The organism is Mangrovimonas xylaniphaga (assembly GCF_001280435.1).
GTDB lineage: Bacteria > Bacteroidota > Bacteroidia > Flavobacteriales > Flavobacteriaceae > Mangrovimonas_A > Mangrovimonas_A xylaniphaga.
In genome coordinates, this window is sequence record NZ_LBIP01000017.1 from 118,975 (window position 1) to 135,225 (window position 16,251).

At 36.7% G+C, this 16,251-nt stretch carries 18 protein-coding genes and 1 tRNA gene; 6 read left to right on the forward strand and 13 right to left on the reverse strand.

The features are described 5' to 3' along the window. Positions 1 to 107 precede the first annotated feature (107 nt). The 5 genes from idi to ZA06_RS10480 all read left to right on the forward strand — a co-directional run bounded on the left by idi (position 108) and on the right by ZA06_RS10480 (position 2,512). A complete protein-coding gene (gene idi / locus ZA06_RS10460) occupies positions 108 to 632 on the forward strand; it encodes an isopentenyl-diphosphate Delta-isomerase (RefSeq protein WP_053977415.1) in 525 nt (174 codons plus the stop codon). Beyond that, positions 629 to 1,039 carry a 6-pyruvoyl trahydropterin synthase family protein gene (locus ZA06_RS10465; protein WP_053977416.1) on the forward strand — a complete coding sequence of 137 codons (411 nt, stop codon included), beginning with the start codon at positions 629 to 631 and terminating at the stop codon, positions 1,037 to 1,039. Before idi ends, ZA06_RS10465 begins: the two co-directional genes overlap by 4 nt. Before the next feature lie 3 nt (positions 1,040 to 1,042). Next, the gene (locus ZA06_RS10470) at positions 1,043 to 2,014 is read left to right on the forward strand and encodes a type I phosphomannose isomerase catalytic subunit (RefSeq protein WP_053977417.1); all 972 of its coding nucleotides are present in this window, start codon (positions 1,043 to 1,045) and stop codon (positions 2,012 to 2,014) included. Positions 2,015 to 2,110: 96 nt separating this feature from the next. Beyond that, positions 2,111 to 2,380 carry a hypothetical protein gene (locus ZA06_RS10475; RefSeq protein WP_053977418.1) on the forward strand — a complete coding sequence of 90 codons (270 nt, stop codon included), beginning with the start codon at positions 2,111 to 2,113 and terminating at the stop codon, positions 2,378 to 2,380. A gap of 58 nt (positions 2,381 to 2,438) precedes the next feature. Further along, a tRNA-Thr gene (locus tag ZA06_RS10480) sits at positions 2,439 to 2,512 on the forward strand. A gap of 45 nt (positions 2,513 to 2,557) precedes the next feature. Here ZA06_RS10480 and ZA06_RS10485 read toward each other — a convergent pair. From ZA06_RS10485 to ZA06_RS10525, 10 genes are all read right to left on the reverse strand, one after another. Beyond that, positions 2,558 to 4,867: a transglycosylase domain-containing protein gene (locus ZA06_RS10485; RefSeq protein WP_053977419.1), complete on the reverse strand. Its 2,310-nt coding sequence runs from the start codon at positions 4,865 to 4,867 to the stop codon at positions 2,558 to 2,560. Positions 4,868 to 4,978: 111 nt separating this feature from the next. Further along, positions 4,979 to 5,707 carry a DUF4369 domain-containing protein gene (locus ZA06_RS10490; protein WP_053977420.1) on the reverse strand — a complete coding sequence of 243 codons (729 nt, stop codon included), beginning with the start codon at positions 5,705 to 5,707 and terminating at the stop codon, positions 4,979 to 4,981. Positions 5,708 to 5,755: 48 nt separating this feature from the next. Continuing rightward, a complete protein-coding gene (locus ZA06_RS10495) occupies positions 5,756 to 6,970 on the reverse strand; it encodes a DUF819 family protein (RefSeq protein ID WP_053977540.1) in 1,215 nt (404 codons plus the stop codon). A 552-nt stretch (positions 6,971 to 7,522) separates the two neighbouring features. Then, positions 7,523 to 7,708 carry an Arc family DNA-binding protein gene (locus tag ZA06_RS10500; RefSeq protein ID WP_053977421.1) on the reverse strand — a complete coding sequence of 62 codons (186 nt, stop codon included), beginning with the start codon at positions 7,706 to 7,708 and terminating at the stop codon, positions 7,523 to 7,525. Beyond that, positions 7,701 to 8,228, reverse strand: a complete 528-nt coding sequence (locus ZA06_RS10505; RefSeq protein ID WP_053977422.1) for a hypothetical protein — start codon at positions 8,226 to 8,228, stop codon at positions 7,701 to 7,703. Before ZA06_RS10505 ends, ZA06_RS10500 begins: the two co-directional genes overlap by 8 nt. 39 nt (positions 8,229 to 8,267) lie before the next feature. Then, on the reverse strand, positions 8,268 to 8,426 hold the full coding sequence (locus ZA06_RS16930; RefSeq protein ID WP_157503222.1) for a DUF4177 domain-containing protein: 159 nt from the start codon (positions 8,424 to 8,426) through the stop codon (positions 8,268 to 8,270). A gap of 1 nt (position 8,427) precedes the next feature. Further along, positions 8,428 to 9,288, reverse strand: a complete 861-nt coding sequence (locus ZA06_RS10510; protein WP_053977423.1) for an SPFH domain-containing protein — start codon at positions 9,286 to 9,288, stop codon at positions 8,428 to 8,430. A gap of 196 nt (positions 9,289 to 9,484) precedes the next feature. Further along, positions 9,485 to 10,213 (reverse strand): outer membrane beta-barrel protein, encoded by a 729-nt coding sequence (locus tag ZA06_RS10515; protein WP_157503224.1) that lies wholly within the window; start codon positions 10,211 to 10,213, stop codon positions 9,485 to 9,487. 142 nt (positions 10,214 to 10,355) lie between these two features. After that, positions 10,356 to 11,237, reverse strand: a complete 882-nt coding sequence (locus ZA06_RS10520) for an alpha/beta hydrolase (protein WP_240472240.1) — start codon at positions 11,235 to 11,237, stop codon at positions 10,356 to 10,358. Positions 11,238 to 11,673: 436 nt separating this feature from the next. Then, on the reverse strand, positions 11,674 to 12,273 hold the full coding sequence (locus ZA06_RS10525; RefSeq protein ID WP_053977426.1) for an alpha-ketoglutarate-dependent dioxygenase AlkB family protein: 600 nt from the start codon (positions 12,271 to 12,273) through the stop codon (positions 11,674 to 11,676). Positions 12,274 to 12,304: 31 nt separating this feature from the next. Here ZA06_RS10525 and ZA06_RS10530 point away from each other — a divergent pair, with 31 nt between their 5' ends. Beyond that, positions 12,305 to 12,985 (forward strand): M15 family metallopeptidase, encoded by a 681-nt coding sequence (locus ZA06_RS10530; protein ID WP_053977427.1) that lies wholly within the window; start codon positions 12,305 to 12,307, stop codon positions 12,983 to 12,985. A 9-nt stretch (positions 12,986 to 12,994) separates the two neighbouring features. Here ZA06_RS10530 and ZA06_RS10535 read toward each other — a convergent pair whose 3' ends face one another. The 3 genes from ZA06_RS10535 to ZA06_RS10545 all read right to left on the reverse strand — a co-directional run bounded on the left by ZA06_RS10535 (position 12,995) and on the right by ZA06_RS10545 (position 16,249). Further along, a complete protein-coding gene (locus ZA06_RS10535; protein ID WP_053977428.1) occupies positions 12,995 to 13,984 on the reverse strand; it encodes a peptidase associated/transthyretin-like domain-containing protein in 990 nt (329 codons plus the stop codon). Continuing rightward, positions 13,984 to 15,783 carry a DUF885 domain-containing protein gene (locus tag ZA06_RS10540; RefSeq protein WP_053977429.1) on the reverse strand — a complete coding sequence of 600 codons (1,800 nt, stop codon included), beginning with the start codon at positions 15,781 to 15,783 and terminating at the stop codon, positions 13,984 to 13,986. The genes ZA06_RS10535 and ZA06_RS10540 overlap by 1 nt, the downstream gene beginning before the upstream one ends. Positions 15,784 to 15,907: 124 nt before the next feature. Further along, a complete protein-coding gene (locus ZA06_RS10545; RefSeq protein WP_053977430.1) occupies positions 15,908 to 16,249 on the reverse strand; it encodes a DUF6249 domain-containing protein in 342 nt (113 codons plus the stop codon). Positions 16,250 to 16,251 lie beyond the last annotated feature (2 nt).

Sequence of the window (16,251 nt, forward strand, 5' to 3'; positions counted from 1 at the left end):
TTTAATCAATTTCACTTAAAAGTATTCAACTTTGTTTTTGTGATTTTTCAGGCAACAATTAGGGTAAGGATTATGTTCATTTGAAATTTGATTGGTATTTTTACGGTATGATTGAAGAACAAGTCATTTTAGTTAATGAAAACGATGAGCAAATTGGTACAATGGCCAAGATGGAAGCTCACGAAAAAGCATTGTTGCACAGGGCATTTTCTGTGTTTGTGTTCAATGATAAAAATGAATTGATGGTGCAGCAACGTGCACTTCATAAATATCACTCACCAGGGTTGTGGACCAATACCTGCTGCAGTCACCAACGTGTTGGGGAAACCAATATTCAAGCGGGGAAAAGACGATTGCAGGAGGAAATGGGCTTTGTAACTGATTTGAAAGATACCATTTCCTTCATTTATAAAGCACCTTTTGACAATGGGCTTACAGAACATGAATATGACCATATATTGGTGGGACATTACAATGAAGAACCTGAAATAAACCCAGACGAAGTAGCTGCTTGGAAATGGATGGGATTGGAAGAAGTAAAGACCGATATGGTCACACACCCAGAAGTTTATACGGCGTGGTTTAAGATTATTTTTGAAAAATTCTACCAACATATAAATATTTCAAAATGATAGTCACTGTAAGTAGGAGGGCCCATTTTAATGCGGCACATCGGCTTTATCGGAAAGATTGGTCGGACGAGCAAAACTTAGAGGTATTTGGAAAATGCAGTAATCCCAATTACCATGGTCACAACTACGAATTATCAGTGAGCGTCACGGGACGGATCGATAAAGAAACAGGCTATGTTATAGACCTTAGGGTCTTAAAGAATATTATTAGGGAAGAAGTGGAGGAACCTTTTGATCATAAAAACTTGAATTTGGAGGTCGAAGAATTTAAGGACCTAAATCCCACTGCCGAAAATATTGTGGTGGTGATCTATAACAAACTCAAGGCCCGATTGGACTCCAAACTCGATTTGGAAGTTACCTTATATGAAACGCAACGAAATTATGTAACCTACTCAGGACAGTAAGGCATGAACGAATTATTATACCCCATAAAATTTGACCCCATTTTGAAAGATAAAATTTGGGGAGGTGAAAAACTTAAAAAAGTACTGCATAAAAAAGGAACTTCAAAAAATGTAGGTGAGAGCTGGGAAATTAGTGATGTGGAAGGAGACACTTCAGTAGTGGCTAATGGAGCCTTAAAAAGTAAAACCTTAAAGCAATTATTACATACTTACAAGGATAAGCTTATAGGGCTAAACAATTATAAAATCTTTGGTGATAAATTTCCCTTGCTTATCAAGTTCATCGATGCCAGGGAAGATTTGTCCATCCAATTGCACCCCAATGATGAATTGGCTCTAAAGCGCCATAATTCATTCGGTAAAACCGAAATGTGGTATGTCATGCAGGCAGATCAAGGCGCTAATCTTATTGTTGGTTTCAACCAAAAGGTAACTCCAGAGATGTACTTAAAGCATCTAGAAAAAAAGACCTTGACCAAAATATTGAACTTCGATAGAGTAGGCACAGGAGATACTTATTTTATTGAAGTAGGGCGTTTACATGCCATTGGGGCAGGGGTGCTTTTGGCAGAAATACAACAAACCAGCGATGTTACTTATCGGGTGTATGATTGGGATAGGGTAGACAGCAATGGTAACGGAAGGGAGTTGCACAACGATTTGGCAATTGATGCGATAGATTTTGATATGCCAGACAACTTTAGGGTAGAGTATCCTACTGATGCAAACAAATCTAATGAAATGGTAAGCTGCCCATATTTTACTACCAATTATTTAAAAGTAGATTCCAAACTTGAAAAGAAGAACACTCACGATTCTTTTATTATTTACATGTGTGTGGAAGGAAAAGCTACCATAGAAACTGAAGGGGCTAAGGAAACCTTGGTGAAAGGTGAAACCGTATTGATGCCATATGCTATTGATACGTTTACTATAGATGCCAAGGATGCCACACTTTTGGAAGTTTACGTTTAAAACTGCAAAGCCTTTACTAAGCTTTGTATTTAGAGGAAGGACCTCACTTTATTTCAATTAATTACTTACTTTTGTAGCAAATTAAAATTACAAATTATGGCAAATGTTAGAAACCTAAAAAAGGACATTAACTACGTTTTAGGTGATATTATTGAGGCTGTGTATGTATGGGAATATAACAATACAGACAAGGACACAAAGAAGAGCGAAGCAATTATTGACGAAGCAATTGAAAAATTTGATGCTTTAATTGCAAAGGTGAATGACAAGAATGTAGAAGACAAAAAAGCTCATTTTAAGTCGATTAACCAAGAGCTGGAAGAAAGCGCAGAAACACTGATTGAAAAAATTAACGCTTTAGGATAATTTCTTTTAAAAAAATGTTTGCAAATATAGTTTTCAGGATTATATTTGCACTCGCTTTGCCGATATAGCTCAGCTGGCTAGAGCAGCTGATTTGTAATCAGCAGGTCGTGGGTTCGAGTCCCTCTATCGGCTCTAAAAAGCCTCTCAGTTTTGAGAGGCTTTTTTTATGCTTTTTAATTAATTATCCTTTTTGCGCTTCAGCCATGAAAAAATCCCTTTTTTCTTTTTCTTCTTAAATTCTCTTTGGTCCTTTTTGTTGCCAAGTAAACGTTGTAAAAAGTTGTCTTCTTGGACAGGTGGACAATCTAAACTCGCCAAGACCTCAAAGGAAGGAGATTCAAAGCGAGCTCTGGTATAACGGTTGAACCTAGAATCTTGGTTAAGCAGTTTTAAGTAATTGGCAAAAATGGGTAATGCCGAATTGGCGCCTTGACCCATTCGGGTACTTTGAAACCCAATTTGCTGGTTGTCGTTTCCAACCCAGGTAATGGTGACCAAGTTTGGCATTAGGCCAACAAACCAACCGTCCTTATTGTCCTGGGTGGTTCCGGTTTTTCCTGCTAAATCATTTCTGAATTTATAAGAAGTGCGCAAGCGCTGTGCAGTACCTTCGTTAACCGTAGCTTTCAAGAATTCCAACATGATTTGTCTAGTATTGTCGCTAAAGGCCTTATCTGCAGTTTTTGGACTTTTATAGAGGTCTTCGTAACTGGCAATGACATTACCATTCTTATCTTCAATTTTAGTGATAAATATGGGCGTTGACGGTAGGCTATTGTTGACATAACTGGAATAGGCTTTGGCCAGTTCCAATAATCTAAGATTTGAAGAACCCAAGGCAATGGAAGGCACATTTTCAATTTCAGAAGCAATTCCCATTTTATGGGCCATGGAGATCACATGATCGATACCCGTTTCGTACAATACTTTTACGGCAATGGTGTTGACAGAATTGCTTAAAGCCTTTTGAAGCGAATAGTTAAGGTTTTCGTCTTCTTCTTTTGAGGCGTTTGTAGGCGTCCAATTGTCCACATCGGTATAGGTAATGGCTTTTAAAGGGAAATAAGTACATGGAACCATACCGTTTTCAAGTGCGGCCGTATAGACAATAGGTTTAAAAGTAGAACCAACCTGCCGTTTACTTTGGGCCACGTGGTCGTACTTAAAAAAACTATAATCGATTCCTCCTACATAAGCCTTGATAGCTCCTGTTTTTGCTTCTACAGAAACCATTCCTGTGTTTAGAAATTTGGAGAAGTATTCTAAACTATCCAATGTGGATAGAGAGACAATACTGTTGTCATTCCATGAAAAAAGTTCCGTGGATTTTTTCTTGTTTAAAGAGTCTTGAATAGCTTTTTCATCCAAACCTAAATTTTTTAAACGCTTGTAAGTTGGTAACCTTTTTTTGGCAGCAAGAAAAGCAGATTTGTTCTTTAACCAAGGAGCATTGTTCCCATAAGCTTTTTCAAATTGCTTCTGAAGGTTTTTCATATGCTCTTTCATGGCTCTTTCAGCATATTGTTGCATGGTATTGTCCAAAGTAGTATACACCTTAAGGCCGTCATGGAAAATATTATAGGGTTCTCCATTGGAGTTTCTAAACTGTTTTTGTTTGAGAATAAAGTCCAACTGTTTTTTTACTTCAGCCCTAAAATAGGGAGCTAAACCTTGATTGGGAGCGTAATACTGATAATCTAAGTTAATGGGAGTTTCAGTAATGTTGTCAACGCTAGATTGTGGAAGATAGTCGTATTTTACCATCTGGTTGAGCACAACATTCCTTCTTTCCATCGAATTTTCAGGGAATAACCTAGGGTTATAGCTGTTATTTGCTTTTAAAGAACCAATAAGTGTAGCTGCTTCCAAAAGGTTTAAATCCTTGGCGTGTTTATTAAAGAATTTTTGAGAGGCACTTTCAATACCATAAGTATTGTCCGGAAAGGGAACAGTGTTAAGGTACAGTGTCAGGATTTCCTCTTTGGAATATAGATCCTCAATTCTTTTGGCCACGATACTTTCCCTTATTTTATTTACCACAATACTTATGGCGCCATAATCTTGTCTCCCAAACAAATTTTTAGCCAATTGTAAAGTGATGGTACTACCGCCTCCCGAAGATTTATCGGCCATTAGAATGGTTTTGAAAAAGACTCTTAAAAGACTTTTGTTGTCAATTCCATGATGCTCGTAAAACCTTGAATCCTCTGTAGCGATGAGGGCATCGATAAGGTGTTGCGGAAATTCGGTAAAAGGAATGGATTGCCTGTCGTACACATATAACTTGCCAATAAGTTTGTTGTTGCTGTCAAGTAGCTGAGTTGCTTGGCTTTGTTTGAGACTAGAGAGTTTATTTTTGCTTGGAATTTCTCCCCAAGCACCAAAGTAAATACTGTAATAAAAGCAAATTAGAAGAGCTGTTAGAAGTAGTAGACCATAACCAATTCGTTTTCCCCATTTTCGTAAGCGTTCCTTGTTCAAAATCATAAAATTAACTTCTCTACAAGGTAACGAAATTATTACAGAAGTATTATGTCATTACTGTAAACAAGAAAGCCAGCATATTGCTGGCTTTTTTGTTGATGATAGATTCGAAATTTATTGTTGAGCGTTTTCTGTATCTGTAGTAACAGTTGTGGAATCTGCTTTTCTAACTTCTATTTTAGCTTTTAATTTTTTACCATAAAGAGATGTTTTGATGTTATCATTTAGAGCATCGTAAATGGTTTCTAAGTATTTAACCGATGTATTTGGGATTTCCGTTAGGGCTAAATATGGAGATACTTCACTGTCTTTATGGTTTACAGCAAAGTTAATCGTATACAAATATTTACGTTTTATAAGCGTGTTGTATTGAGTTTCGAAATCAAAGCTGGTAGAATCATTGCTTTTTTCCGATTCGAAATGTTCTTTGATCAAATCCAAATTCTTGTTATTGAACTTAGACATCATCAATAGGTATTCCTCCAAAACCTCCTGTTGTTTCGATCCCTTGATAGAGGCATCAAAATTAAAGTTCTTTAGGGTTGTGTTGATTTCAGTAATACCCTTGTCCGCAAAAAAAGAAATGTAACGATCGTCATTGTCATTTTTGTTCAGTTTTATTGACAAAACTTGAGGTTCATTTAAGCTGCTGTGCAACTGAAATTCGGGATTGCCATTTACGACAACCGAATCTACAACTACAAAAGTTGAATCCTGCTGCTGCTCAAGGTAAACGGTTCCTTTTTTTAAACCGTCAACACGAACTTTAACTGTTAAATCGTGAGAATCCGTTCCACAGGAAATTGCCAAAAAGGCAAGGGCTACTATTAATGCGTTCTTCATTTTAAAAAATTATTGGATGGCAAATATCTTATAAAAAAAAATTAAAAACTAACCGGCCGAAGCGATTCTCATCAACTCGGCACATAGGAGGGCTCCATAGGTTCCCACCACATAACCAAATACTGCTAAAAGGGCACCAACCGTTGCAAGGGAAGGGTGGAAAGCAGCGGCCACAACAGGCGCCGATGCGGCACCTCCAACATTCGCTTGGCTTCCAACAGCCATGAAAAAGTAAGGAGCTCTAATAAGTTTGGCAACTAAAATAAGCAGGCCAGCATGGATGGTCATCCAAACCAAACCAATTAAAATTAATCCTGGATTTTCAAAAATTTTGCCAAGGTCCATTTTCATTCCGATAGTGGCTACCAAAACGTAGATGAATACACTTCCTATTTTGCTGGCACCAGCACCTTCGTAATTCTTAGCTTTGGTAAATGACAATAAAATACCAATTAATGTAGCTATGGAAATCAACCAGAAAAACTGACTTCCAAAAGAGGAAAGGGCACTTTTTGGGTTGCTTACAGCTTCAAAATTGTCTGATAAAAACGTCGAAATTTTATCCGCAGAAAAATGAGCAATTCCAACTGCTGTAAAGGCAAACATCAAAATAACGATTAGGTCTGTGAGTGTTGGGTTTCTGGTAATCTTTTCACTGAAATTTTGAACTTTTTCCTGTAGTTTGTCAATGGCGCTGTTATCAGCTTTTAGCCAATTGTCAATTTTGTTTCGCTTGCCAATTCCCAATAACAGGACTGCCATCCAAATATTGGCCACAACAATATCTACCAATACCATACCTCCGTAAAGTTCTTGGTTGAATTCATAGATTTCCAACATAGCTGCCTGGTTAGCACCACCCCCAATCCAGCTTCCGGCCAAAGTGGCTAAACCTCTCCAAACCGCATCGTGGCCAACGCCACCAACTGTTTCTGGAGAGAAGGTAGAAATAATTAAAATAGCAATTGGACCACCAATTACAATACCAATGGTACCCGTAAAGAACATCATCAAAGCTTTCCAACCTAAATTGAAAACGGCTTTAAGGTCAATGCTAATGGTCAATAAAACTAAGGACGCTGGCAGTAAATAGCGACTGGCTACATAATAAGTTTTGGAAACGTCGGCAGAGATTAATCCGAAGGAGTTGAAGACTGCAGGAATAAGATAACACATTAACAAGCCTGGGACATATTTATAAAATACTGGCCAGAATCCCTTTTTTTGCGATTCGGTGTAGAACACAAATCCTAGTGCTAACATTAGTAATCCCAATACAATGGCGTCATTTTTAAACAATACAAATTTATTGACGGTACTATTTTCTATTTTGGAAGCTACTTGAACAACGTTGCCTGCATGGTCAAATTGAGCTTTGTCAATAGTAAGTAGCTGCGCGTCTTTATAACGTCCTTGCGTGTGCGCTTTTATGTTGAATAAAGCTTGTTTTTTGGCTATAGCGACTGGAGCATTTCCTGAATATTTTATGATATAGCTTCCATTGTTATCAGAAAAACTTAAGGAACCTTGGGATAGTTTTTTGTTGAGAATAACTTGCTCCAGTTTTAGGGCTGAATCCGTAGGCGTGATGGTTAAAGAGAAATTACTGAAGTTAATAGAGTCTACTGCAACAGGTATTTCAAAATCTTCTGAGTAAGCGCTTTCGGGTTTGCCAACATAAACGGTTTGTGCATGGCTGTTTTGGATTGAAAAAAACATTGATAAACAGCTAATGACGCAATAAATAAAATATCTCATGGGTAAGTGAATTGAGTTGCAAAAGTGACAAAATTATTCCATAAAAAAAAGCGACCTCTAAGTGTCGCTTTCTTCATTTGAATCTGTATTCTTTTTTGGTGCTCTATTGTGGTTTTTAAGACTTTGCATCAGCATCCATTCAATTTGGCCATTGGTGCTTCTGAACTCATCCGAAGCCCATTTTTCAATGGCCTTGAGCATCTCTTCATTAATCCGTAATGCAAAAGCTTTCTTTTTAGACATAATTTTCTTCTATAAATTCTGGATTATATGTTTCTGATTTAAACTTCTTTAAGGTATCATAAAATTCATTGGCCTTTGAGGTACTTATAAGAAGTGGCTTTTTGGCATCATAAATAATCTTTACAACTTTGTCTGTTCCAGTTGTGGTTATAACATCTTCTTTTGAAAATAGGTTCCATTTGGCAACGGCATAACCTCCATTAAGGCTTGAATAGTTTTCAATTTGAAAATCTGTAACTTGTTTTAATTGTATGGTTTTCCATTTTCTACAAAAGGGAGGGTAGCGGTAATGGATGCCTTCTTTGTTAATCTTTGTGTAAATTACAGATTTTTGAATAAAAAGAATGATAAGTAAATTTATGATTAAAATAGAGCCAATATCAAAAAGTGTACTGTCTAAATCGGCTATTCCTTTTTTATATTTTTTGAATAGGAATAGAGTGGCTACCATAAAATCTACTACAAGAAAGATGTAAATCCAGTTGCCTATTTGTTGTTTTTCAAAAAACTCCTTTTCCATATTTGCTTTGTATAAAAGGTACTTCTTAAAGAAGTGATTTTATCTAAATTTTTCACGCTCAAAAACTATGGTTGTCATGGATGCATTAATGTGTATCACCTTCCAACCTTCACGAGCGTGTTGGTTGAGGTGGTCCTCAAGTTTTTGGCTAGGATTTCGTAGTCCTATAGATCTAGAGCTTACTTTGTATTCTTTCATATTAATGATTTAGGGTTCCTGTATTTAATACTGGAGAAGCATCTTTGTCGCCACAAAGAACAACCATGAGGTTGCTAACCATAGCGGCTTTGCGTTCTTCATCCAATTCTACAATTTCTTTTTTGTTGAGTTCTTCCAAGGCCATTTCCACCATGCTTACCGCTCCTTCCACAATTTTATGTCTGGCCGCAACAATGGCAGTAGCTTGTTGGCGTTTTAACATGGCATTTGCAATTTCTTGGGCATAGGCTAGATAACCAATTCTTGCTTCCAAGACTTCTATACCGGCGATGGAAAGACGTTCGTCAATCTCTTTTTCAAGAGCATTACTAACTTCGTTTACACTGGAACGTAATGTAATGTCTTCGTCATGACCTTCGTCTGCAAAATTGTCATAGGGGTACATACTTGCCAGCTTTCTTACAGCGGCATCGGTTTGCACTCTTACAAAGTTCTCATAATTGTCTACATCAAATGCGGCTTTGTAGGTGTCCTGTACACGCCAAACCAATATGGTGCTAATCATTACTGGATTCCCCAATTTGTCATTTACCTTAAGACGTTCGCTATCAAAATTACTAGCTCTAAGTGATATTTTCTTTTTGGTATAAAAGGGATTCACCCAATAGAAACCATTCTTTTTTACAGAACCTTTGTATTCTCCAAACAGCAATAAAACTCTAGAGTTATTAGGTTGAACCATTATAAAACCTAAAGCAATTGGGATAGCCAAAATTATGGCAAATACAAACCAAGGGGTTTGGAATACAGCGAAAGTCGCAATACCTCCAAAAAATAGGACAAGAAATAGAAACAGCATAAGATAGCCATTGGCAGGAACGATAATTTTTTCTTCTTTCATCTTTGATTGATTTATAGTGATATTAAAATGATATCATAAAGATATGTGAAAATTTAATCATGACAAAATTGTTTTTGGTATGACTATTGGAAATTATGCAATCGTAATAGTAATATTACATTTGGTTGGTTAATTAGTTGAAATGAAAAGCACCCTTTTTAGAGGGTGCTTTTCTTCATTTATATAGGGAGATAATTTAATTATAAGGACAATGGCATTTGTTGCTCTTGAATAGGTTTGAGAAAAAGCCATCGAGATCATCGGGGTTGGTACGGAAAATATCTATAAAAACACTTAAACGTAGCATGTTGGGTTTATAGGATCTTAGATCTGCTAAGTTGACTCCGTAATCACTATAAACAATGTCCAGTAATTCTTCTTGTGTTTCTTTCATCCCTTGCTCGTACCTTAGGTCTACTCCAAATCTACCAAAACGTACCATAACCCCAAAACTGAAGTTTACCGTGGTTGTATCCAAATCTGGACCTCCATCACTATAGGACGTTACTTGAACGCCATCAAGTGTGGTGTCATTATAAAAATTGAATCCAGGTCCAAGATAAATAGACACAGGATCAAAAATTTCAAAACCGACCAAAACGGGCACTTCTATTCTTGAGGTTTTCCAGTAAGCTTTTTTATCTGGAAACTCATAACTGTTTTTGGAGGACAAATAAACTATTTCAGGTCTTAGAAAGAACTTGCCATATTCAGCAATAAAATAACCTCCAAACTGATAACCTAATTCCTTGTTTGGGGAGAATAATTCATCAGGGTGACCTGTTTGAAATGATCCTCCTCTAGAATTGATATCGCCTATAGTGTAGTAATTTAATCCCCCTTTGGCTCCTATGGCAAATTCCTGGGCTTTGGAGGAATATATTCCCAATAGGCAAGTGACAAGTAGTAAAATTGTTGCTCGCATTGTTAATTAGTGGGATTGGTAATACTATTAAAACTAATTTAACACAACTATACGTACACAATTTATTCGATTAGCAACCTTATTTTTCGTTAATCTTGTTAAAATATTTGAAAATGAATATTTTAACATGAATGTGTCTAGGTTAATTTGATTTTATAAAAGCCGAAATACTTTCCACTAAATCTTGAGAAATAGGAAGAGAGGTATCATTGTAAGTTTTAAAATTTTCAAGTTCGTTGTCATCCACTTCTATAAATACATGATTCATTTTATCTATGATTTTCAATTGGGCATTTGGCGCAGCACTTTTCAATAGCCCCGCATCTGCCTCGGAAATTTGTAAATCATTGGTGCCATTTAGAATTAAGATAGGCATGTCCAGCATAGCAATACTAGCTTGTGGATCATATCGCATCCAATTAATCATAAAGGGCTGGATGTCTAAATTGAAAATGGAGTTTAGGGCAGGGGAGTACTCTGTAGTGGTTTGACCAGACTTTAAGATATCGATAACTCTGTTGCTTTCTTCAGAAAATTGAGGTGCGCTTTTAGCAATCTGCTCTTTTAAAACTTCATCGATACCTTTACCTGGTCCTGCCAACGAGATAAACCCATTGGCATTGTCTTTGGCTGCCAACATGCCTATAAGGCTACCTTGGCTATGTCCTATGATGTAAATCTTGGAAAAGGCCTTTTTCTTTTTGAAATATTGTAGTACATCCGAGGCATCAGTTACAAAGTCGTCAAACATGATTTCTTCGTCTAACTTTCCAGTTTGTAATAATTTAACCGAACGCTTGTCATATCTAAATGTAGCAATACCCTCTTTGGTTAAAGCTTCAGCCAATTTTTTTAGTGAATTGTTTTTAGCAAAATTTTGATTTCCATTTCTATCTGTTGGACCAGATCCAGCAATTAAAATTGCCAATGGCGGTTTTTGAATGCCGTTGGGTATTAATAAGGTGCCATCAATAATTTCATTTACAGAGATATTTTCAGAGATGAAATTTGCTTCCTGTGCCATTAAACTAAAGTTGACACAAACAAAACAGGTTAAAAGGAAAAAAATAGATTTCATAGCTGGTCCTTGGTTTATTTTCAAATTTAAACAAAAGTACCCATCATTCTATTTGGGAAACGCTTTCTCTGTTAAATTGTTGCTTTTTCAGATGAGAAAATTGAAAATTTCAAGATGCATTTTGTCGGTAAAACGTGTGTTTTTGTCTTTAAATGTTAAAATTATGTGTATTTCATCGATTTATTATGTATTTTAATCGATGGAATAAAATATTGTTTTACATTTGAAGTGTACTAGAAATTTAGTTTTTAGTTCAATGGATTAATTAATTAATATTTGCATTATGTTGTTGGCTTTAGAGACCCTAAATCTACACATGTAAAACAGCAAATTAGGAAAACCGAGATTGAGGGATCTCGGTTTTTTCTTTTTATAGGGTTTTTTAAATCAACTTTCTAAACGTTAAATTGATTCTTGGGTCAACCTTTCGTTTCGTTTTTGCAATTTGATGCAACCAATGTTTCTGCATAGCGCCTTTCATAATCAATAAACTTCCGTGCTGTAATAGCACTTTATGTCGCTCATTTTTTAATTGACGATGTTTAAAATGAAAATAGCGCTCTTCACCAAAACTTAGCGAAGCAATCACAGGATGGATGCCTAATGAAGCCTCATTGTCCGCATGCCAACCATTACTGTCATTGCCATTTCTGTAGAGGTTTAAAAGCACGGAGTTAAAATGATGTTGGGTTTCCTCTTCAACCTTAGTTTTGATTTCCAAAAGATCTTTGGAGAACGGATTAGGATGCATCGTAATACCTGAATAGCTGTAAGGTGTATTGCTTTCACCATATAAAGCAGTTAATCTTGGTTGTTGATAGGTTTTTCCGAATACTTTTATTTCATCCTGCTGCCATTTAATATCATCCAAAAGCCTTTCAAAGTAATAAGAAGCTTCTTGGTTTGAGAAGAAATTTGCGATGTAAATAAGTTCTGCATCAGGTAATTTCCAAACCAGTTTTTCCTCAGAAAATAAATCCATAGCCTTAAATTTTCTAAATTAGCTTAACATTATGAAGAACAAAATACTGATAATACTATTTATAATAGTAAGTCTTGCTTTTAAATTACAGGAGACAAATACCTTGCCCGAAGGTTTTGTTTATGCCGATTCTGTTATTCCAGATATTGAGGTGGAACTTCGATACTATAGCTCCCATAATTTTGTTGGAGATACCATTACAGGTTATCAAGCCAATAGGTTGATATTGACCAAACAGGCAGCAGAAGCCTTGAAGTTGGTGCAAGATGATCTGCAACAGCAAAACTTGTGCTTAAAGGTGTATGATGGTTACAGGCCACAACGAGCTGTTAATCATTTTATGGAATGGGCACGTAATTTGACGGACACGATTAAAAAACAAGAATTCTATCCTAATGTCAATAAGAAATATTTATTTCGTGATGGCTATATTGCGACGCGTTCTGGACACAGTAGGGGGAGTACCTTGGACCTTACCATTGTAGATGCCGAAACTTTAGAGCCATTGGACATGGGAAGTCCTTACGATTTTTTTGGAATACCTTCTTGGGTATCTTATGAAGGGATTACTAAAGAACAAAAGGAAAATCGGCAATTACTGCAAAAGGTTATGAATAAGCATAACTTTAGGAGTTATTCAAAGGAGTGGTGGCATTTTACCTTGCGTTGGGAGCCATTTCCAGACACTTATTTCGATTTTCCTGTGAAGTAAATGTACTTTCTAATCCTCTTTAAAAACTTTGTAAGTTACTCCAATACCGTAATTGGTAAGGTTGGATTTTAATAGGGAGGATTCTATCCCACTTCCTTTTTCAAACCGAACCCATTCATTATCATTTAGGAATACCCGCTTTATGTAAGTGTTGTTTTCTGCAATTTCATCTGTGAATGGTAACAGCGGTCTAAAATTGGTTGGGATTTTTAAAACACCATCCCTAGACTTTACTTCTTTGTATTTTTTGTTAGGAAGTAATTTTCCGTTTTTATCGGTATAACCCAATACTTGAAGCGATACAAAAAAACCATTGTCGGGGATATCCAATTCATGTTCGGTTACATCAAGTTCAAAAACATCGCCGTGTTTTTCGGTTGCTACAAAAACGATGTTTTCATAGGTGAGTACGTCTCCAGGAAAACCTTCCTTATTCTCGTAAAATTTTACTTTAAAAAGTGTCGAAAAAGGATGTTTGTCGGCATTGGCCTTTTTACGCTTTTCCCAGTCTTTGGATTCCAAAGTAATTGGGAAATGAATGGTAGCTATTTCTTTGTCTTGAGAGGTTTCATTTGGGAAAAATACGGCAATTTCAGATTCTATGGTTGGTAACCAACATTTATAATAATCATCGTCCAAATAGGGTTTTTGAGTTTCCTTTTTGAATTTTCGGTCCTCTTTTGGCGCATTTACATTTAAAACCACTTCTTCCAATTGGTCAATATGAGGTTCTAAAAGCAAGATTTTGGGAAGATTTTCAGTAGAAACTCCTAAGTCCTTATATCCTAAGGCCGAAATGAAAAGAGAATCAATATCCGGATATAGCTTTTTGGTGAAAATGAACATGCCTACATCATCAGCAAAAATACCGTTGCCATTCCCGAAGGAAATAGTGGCGTATGGAATGGGTTCATTTGTGCTTCCATCCTTGATGGTGGTTTGGGCAATTGCCAAACCACCACAAAATAGGATGCTTATATAGAATAAGATGTGTCGCATTATTTATTAGCGTTTATCCAAGTATTTATTTTGGTTTCCAAATAGGCCAATGGCATATTTCCAGACTCCAATACTTGGTTGTGGAATTCAGAAATACTGAATTTTTCACCTAGTTCCTTTTCTGCTTTGGCTCTCAATTCCAAAATCTTCAACTGACCAATTTTGTATGAAAGTGCTTGTCCCGGAATGGCCATGTAGCGCTCCACTTCAGAGATGATGCTTGATTCACTTTCTGCTTCATTCTCCAAGGAATATTGAATAGCCTGCTCTCTTGACCAGCCTTTAGTATGAATTCCTGTATCGACTACCAATCGGATAGCGCGGTGCATTTCGGCACTTAACATTCCAAAATATTGGTAGGGATCTGAGTAAAGTCCTAATTCTTTTCCAAGGGATTCCGTGTACAAAGCCCATCCTTCGCCATAGGCACTGTAATATAAGGTTTTTCTAAAGCTCGGTAACTCTTCATTTTCCTGTTGCAATGAAATTTGGTAATGGTGCCCTGGAATGGCTTCGTGTAGGAATAATGATTCGTCCATAAAGTTGTTGTATTCTGTAGCATTTGGAACTGGTACATAAAAAATACCAGGCCTTGTTCCGTCAACAGAACCTGGACTGTATTCTGCACTTGCCGAAGCTTCCCTGAATGCCTCAGTACGTCTTACTTCAAAAGGGGTTTTTGGTTTTAAATCGAACAATTTCTCCAATTGCGGTTGCATTGTTGCATGGATATTGTTGAAGTGATCAATCACTTGTTGTGCCTCTGTATAAGGCATCAGTTCTTTATTGTTTCTCACAAAATCAAAGAAACTTTTTAGGTCTCCTTCATAACCAACTTGAGCCTTCACTTTTTCCATTTCAGAAGAAATACGAGCAACTTCACTCAATCCCAGTTGGTGAATTTCATCCGCCGTCATGTTGGTCGTAGTGTACTGCTTAATCGCAAAAGCATAGTAATCTAGTCCAGTTGGAATTTCTGAAATACCACTTGTAGTCCTTCCAGCTTCCAAATAGTCTTTGCTCATATAATCCAACAACTTTTTGTTGGCAGGCACTATTTTAGTTTCGATAAGGTTTTTATAGGCTTCAGTCAATTTGGTTTTGTCTTCCTCTGTAAAATCTTCAGGGAAATTTTTAATAGGAAGGAAAAACAAATGCTCTTCGGTGGTAGCGCTGGTTAGGGCTTCCAATTGAGGAAGCACTTTTGTGATCAATGATTTTGGAAGGGTATAGCCTTTGGAAACGCCTTCCTTCATTTTTTCTTCTGCAGAGGCCATCCATTCCAAATAACCCTCTACACGAAGTAACCAGTTATTGTAGTCTTCTACAGTATTGAAGGGTTGCGAACCAGCACCACTGGCCAATTGGCCAATCATTAAAGGTAGGGACCAAAATTGATTGATAGGCATTAAGTCTTCTCTAAACGTAAGGCGTTCCAAATTGATATCGCATTCCCAATTTAGGATGGCTTTTGAAAGTTGTTGGCTCTCGTTTAATTGAGCATCCTGGAATGCATTTACTTGCTCTTTATAGTTGGTATAATGAGCTTTCGTTTTTGCCATAAAGTCATCCGATAGCATGTTCGGGAGCAAATCGTTGTATCTGTTGTCTCCCTCGGCAGTGGCATTTAAAGGATTCAGTTGCAAGGCATCTTGATAATAAGCTTCCAATACTTTGTCAAATTCGGCATTGGGCATATTCGCATTGATTGTTTGAGAATCTGTTTCGGTGGGTTTGGTCTCATTTTTACAAGCAATAAACGTTGCAATTAGACCAGCAGCTATTAATAATTTCTTCATTAAAACAATAAAATTTTATTTAAAGTTTTAAAGATACGGATTCCATACAGTTTCTAAAGCATAAAAAAACTGCCATCGACGAATGGCAGTTAACGGTGTTGAGGTAATAAATTAGGCTTGTAATTTATTCCTTATCCAAATTTTGAGTCATTTTAAAACCTATGAATAGGCCAATTCCTGCCATTAAGAAGATGGTTCCTGGCATGGCGATATCTTCGTCTATTCCTATAGATACCAATATCTGTGAGACAAAAATGCCGACACCAATACTCATTAGTAAAAGTGCTAGGTTTAAAATGATGACTTTCCAAATGGGGGCCGTGTGCTGTCTGCCCATTGCAAAAATGCTGGCATCCGCGCCTTTTTCAATTAAGGCCAAACGTTCTTTGTTTCTGGTGGATAAAAAAAGGTAGATTACCCCGAAAACGGCCAAGAAAAAGCTAATAGGTATTAATATTTCTTCCATGA

What these genes read in the sequence shown, in the direction of transcription:
- idi (WP_053977415.1), top strand. Translation starts at nt 108, where the DNA reads ATGATTGAAGAACAAGTCATTTTAGTTAATGAAAACGATGAGCAAATT.
- ZA06_RS10465 (WP_053977416.1), top strand. Translation starts at nt 629, where the DNA reads ATGATAGTCACTGTAAGTAGGAGGGCCCATTTTAATGCGGCACATCGG.
- ZA06_RS10470 (WP_053977417.1), top strand. Translation starts at nt 1,043, where the DNA reads ATGAACGAATTATTATACCCCATAAAATTTGACCCCATTTTGAAAGAT.
- ZA06_RS10475 (WP_053977418.1), top strand. Translation starts at nt 2,111, where the DNA reads ATGGCAAATGTTAGAAACCTAAAAAAGGACATTAACTACGTTTTAGGT.
- ZA06_RS10485 (WP_053977419.1), bottom strand. Translation starts at nt 4,867, where the DNA reads ATGATTTTGAACAAGGAACGCTTACGAAAATGGGGAAAACGAATTGGT.
- ZA06_RS10490 (WP_053977420.1), bottom strand. Translation starts at nt 5,707, where the DNA reads ATGAAGAACGCATTAATAGTAGCCCTTGCCTTTTTGGCAATTTCCTGT.
- ZA06_RS10495 (WP_053977540.1), bottom strand. Translation starts at nt 6,970, where the DNA reads ATGTTAGCACTAGGATTTGTGTTCTACACCGAATCGCAAAAAAAGGGA.
- ZA06_RS10500 (WP_053977421.1), bottom strand. Translation starts at nt 7,708, where the DNA reads ATGTCTAAAAAGAAAGCTTTTGCATTACGGATTAATGAAGAGATGCTC.
- ZA06_RS10505 (WP_053977422.1), bottom strand. Translation starts at nt 8,228, where the DNA reads ATGGAAAAGGAGTTTTTTGAAAAACAACAAATAGGCAACTGGATTTAC.
- ZA06_RS16930 (WP_157503222.1), bottom strand. Translation starts at nt 8,426, where the DNA reads ATGAAAGAATACAAAGTAAGCTCTAGATCTATAGGACTACGAAATCCT.
- ZA06_RS10510 (WP_053977423.1), bottom strand. Translation starts at nt 9,288, where the DNA reads ATGAAAGAAGAAAAAATTATCGTTCCTGCCAATGGCTATCTTATGCTG.
- ZA06_RS10515 (WP_157503224.1), bottom strand. Translation starts at nt 10,213, where the DNA reads ATGCGAGCAACAATTTTACTACTTGTCACTTGCCTATTGGGAATATAT.
- ZA06_RS10520 (WP_240472240.1), bottom strand. Translation starts at nt 11,237, where the DNA reads ATGGCACAGGAAGCAAATTTCATCTCTGAAAATATCTCTGTAAATGAA.
- ZA06_RS10525 (WP_053977426.1), bottom strand. Translation starts at nt 12,273, where the DNA reads ATGGATTTATTTTCTGAGGAAAAACTGGTTTGGAAATTACCTGATGCA.
- ZA06_RS10530 (WP_053977427.1), top strand. Translation starts at nt 12,305, where the DNA reads ATGAAGAACAAAATACTGATAATACTATTTATAATAGTAAGTCTTGCT.
- ZA06_RS10535 (WP_053977428.1), bottom strand. Translation starts at nt 13,984, where the DNA reads ATGCGACACATCTTATTCTATATAAGCATCCTATTTTGTGGTGGTTTG.
- ZA06_RS10540 (WP_053977429.1), bottom strand. Translation starts at nt 15,783, where the DNA reads ATGAAGAAATTATTAATAGCTGCTGGTCTAATTGCAACGTTTATTGCT.
- ZA06_RS10545 (WP_053977430.1), bottom strand. Translation starts at nt 16,249, where the DNA reads ATGGAAGAAATATTAATACCTATTAGCTTTTTCTTGGCCGTTTTCGGG.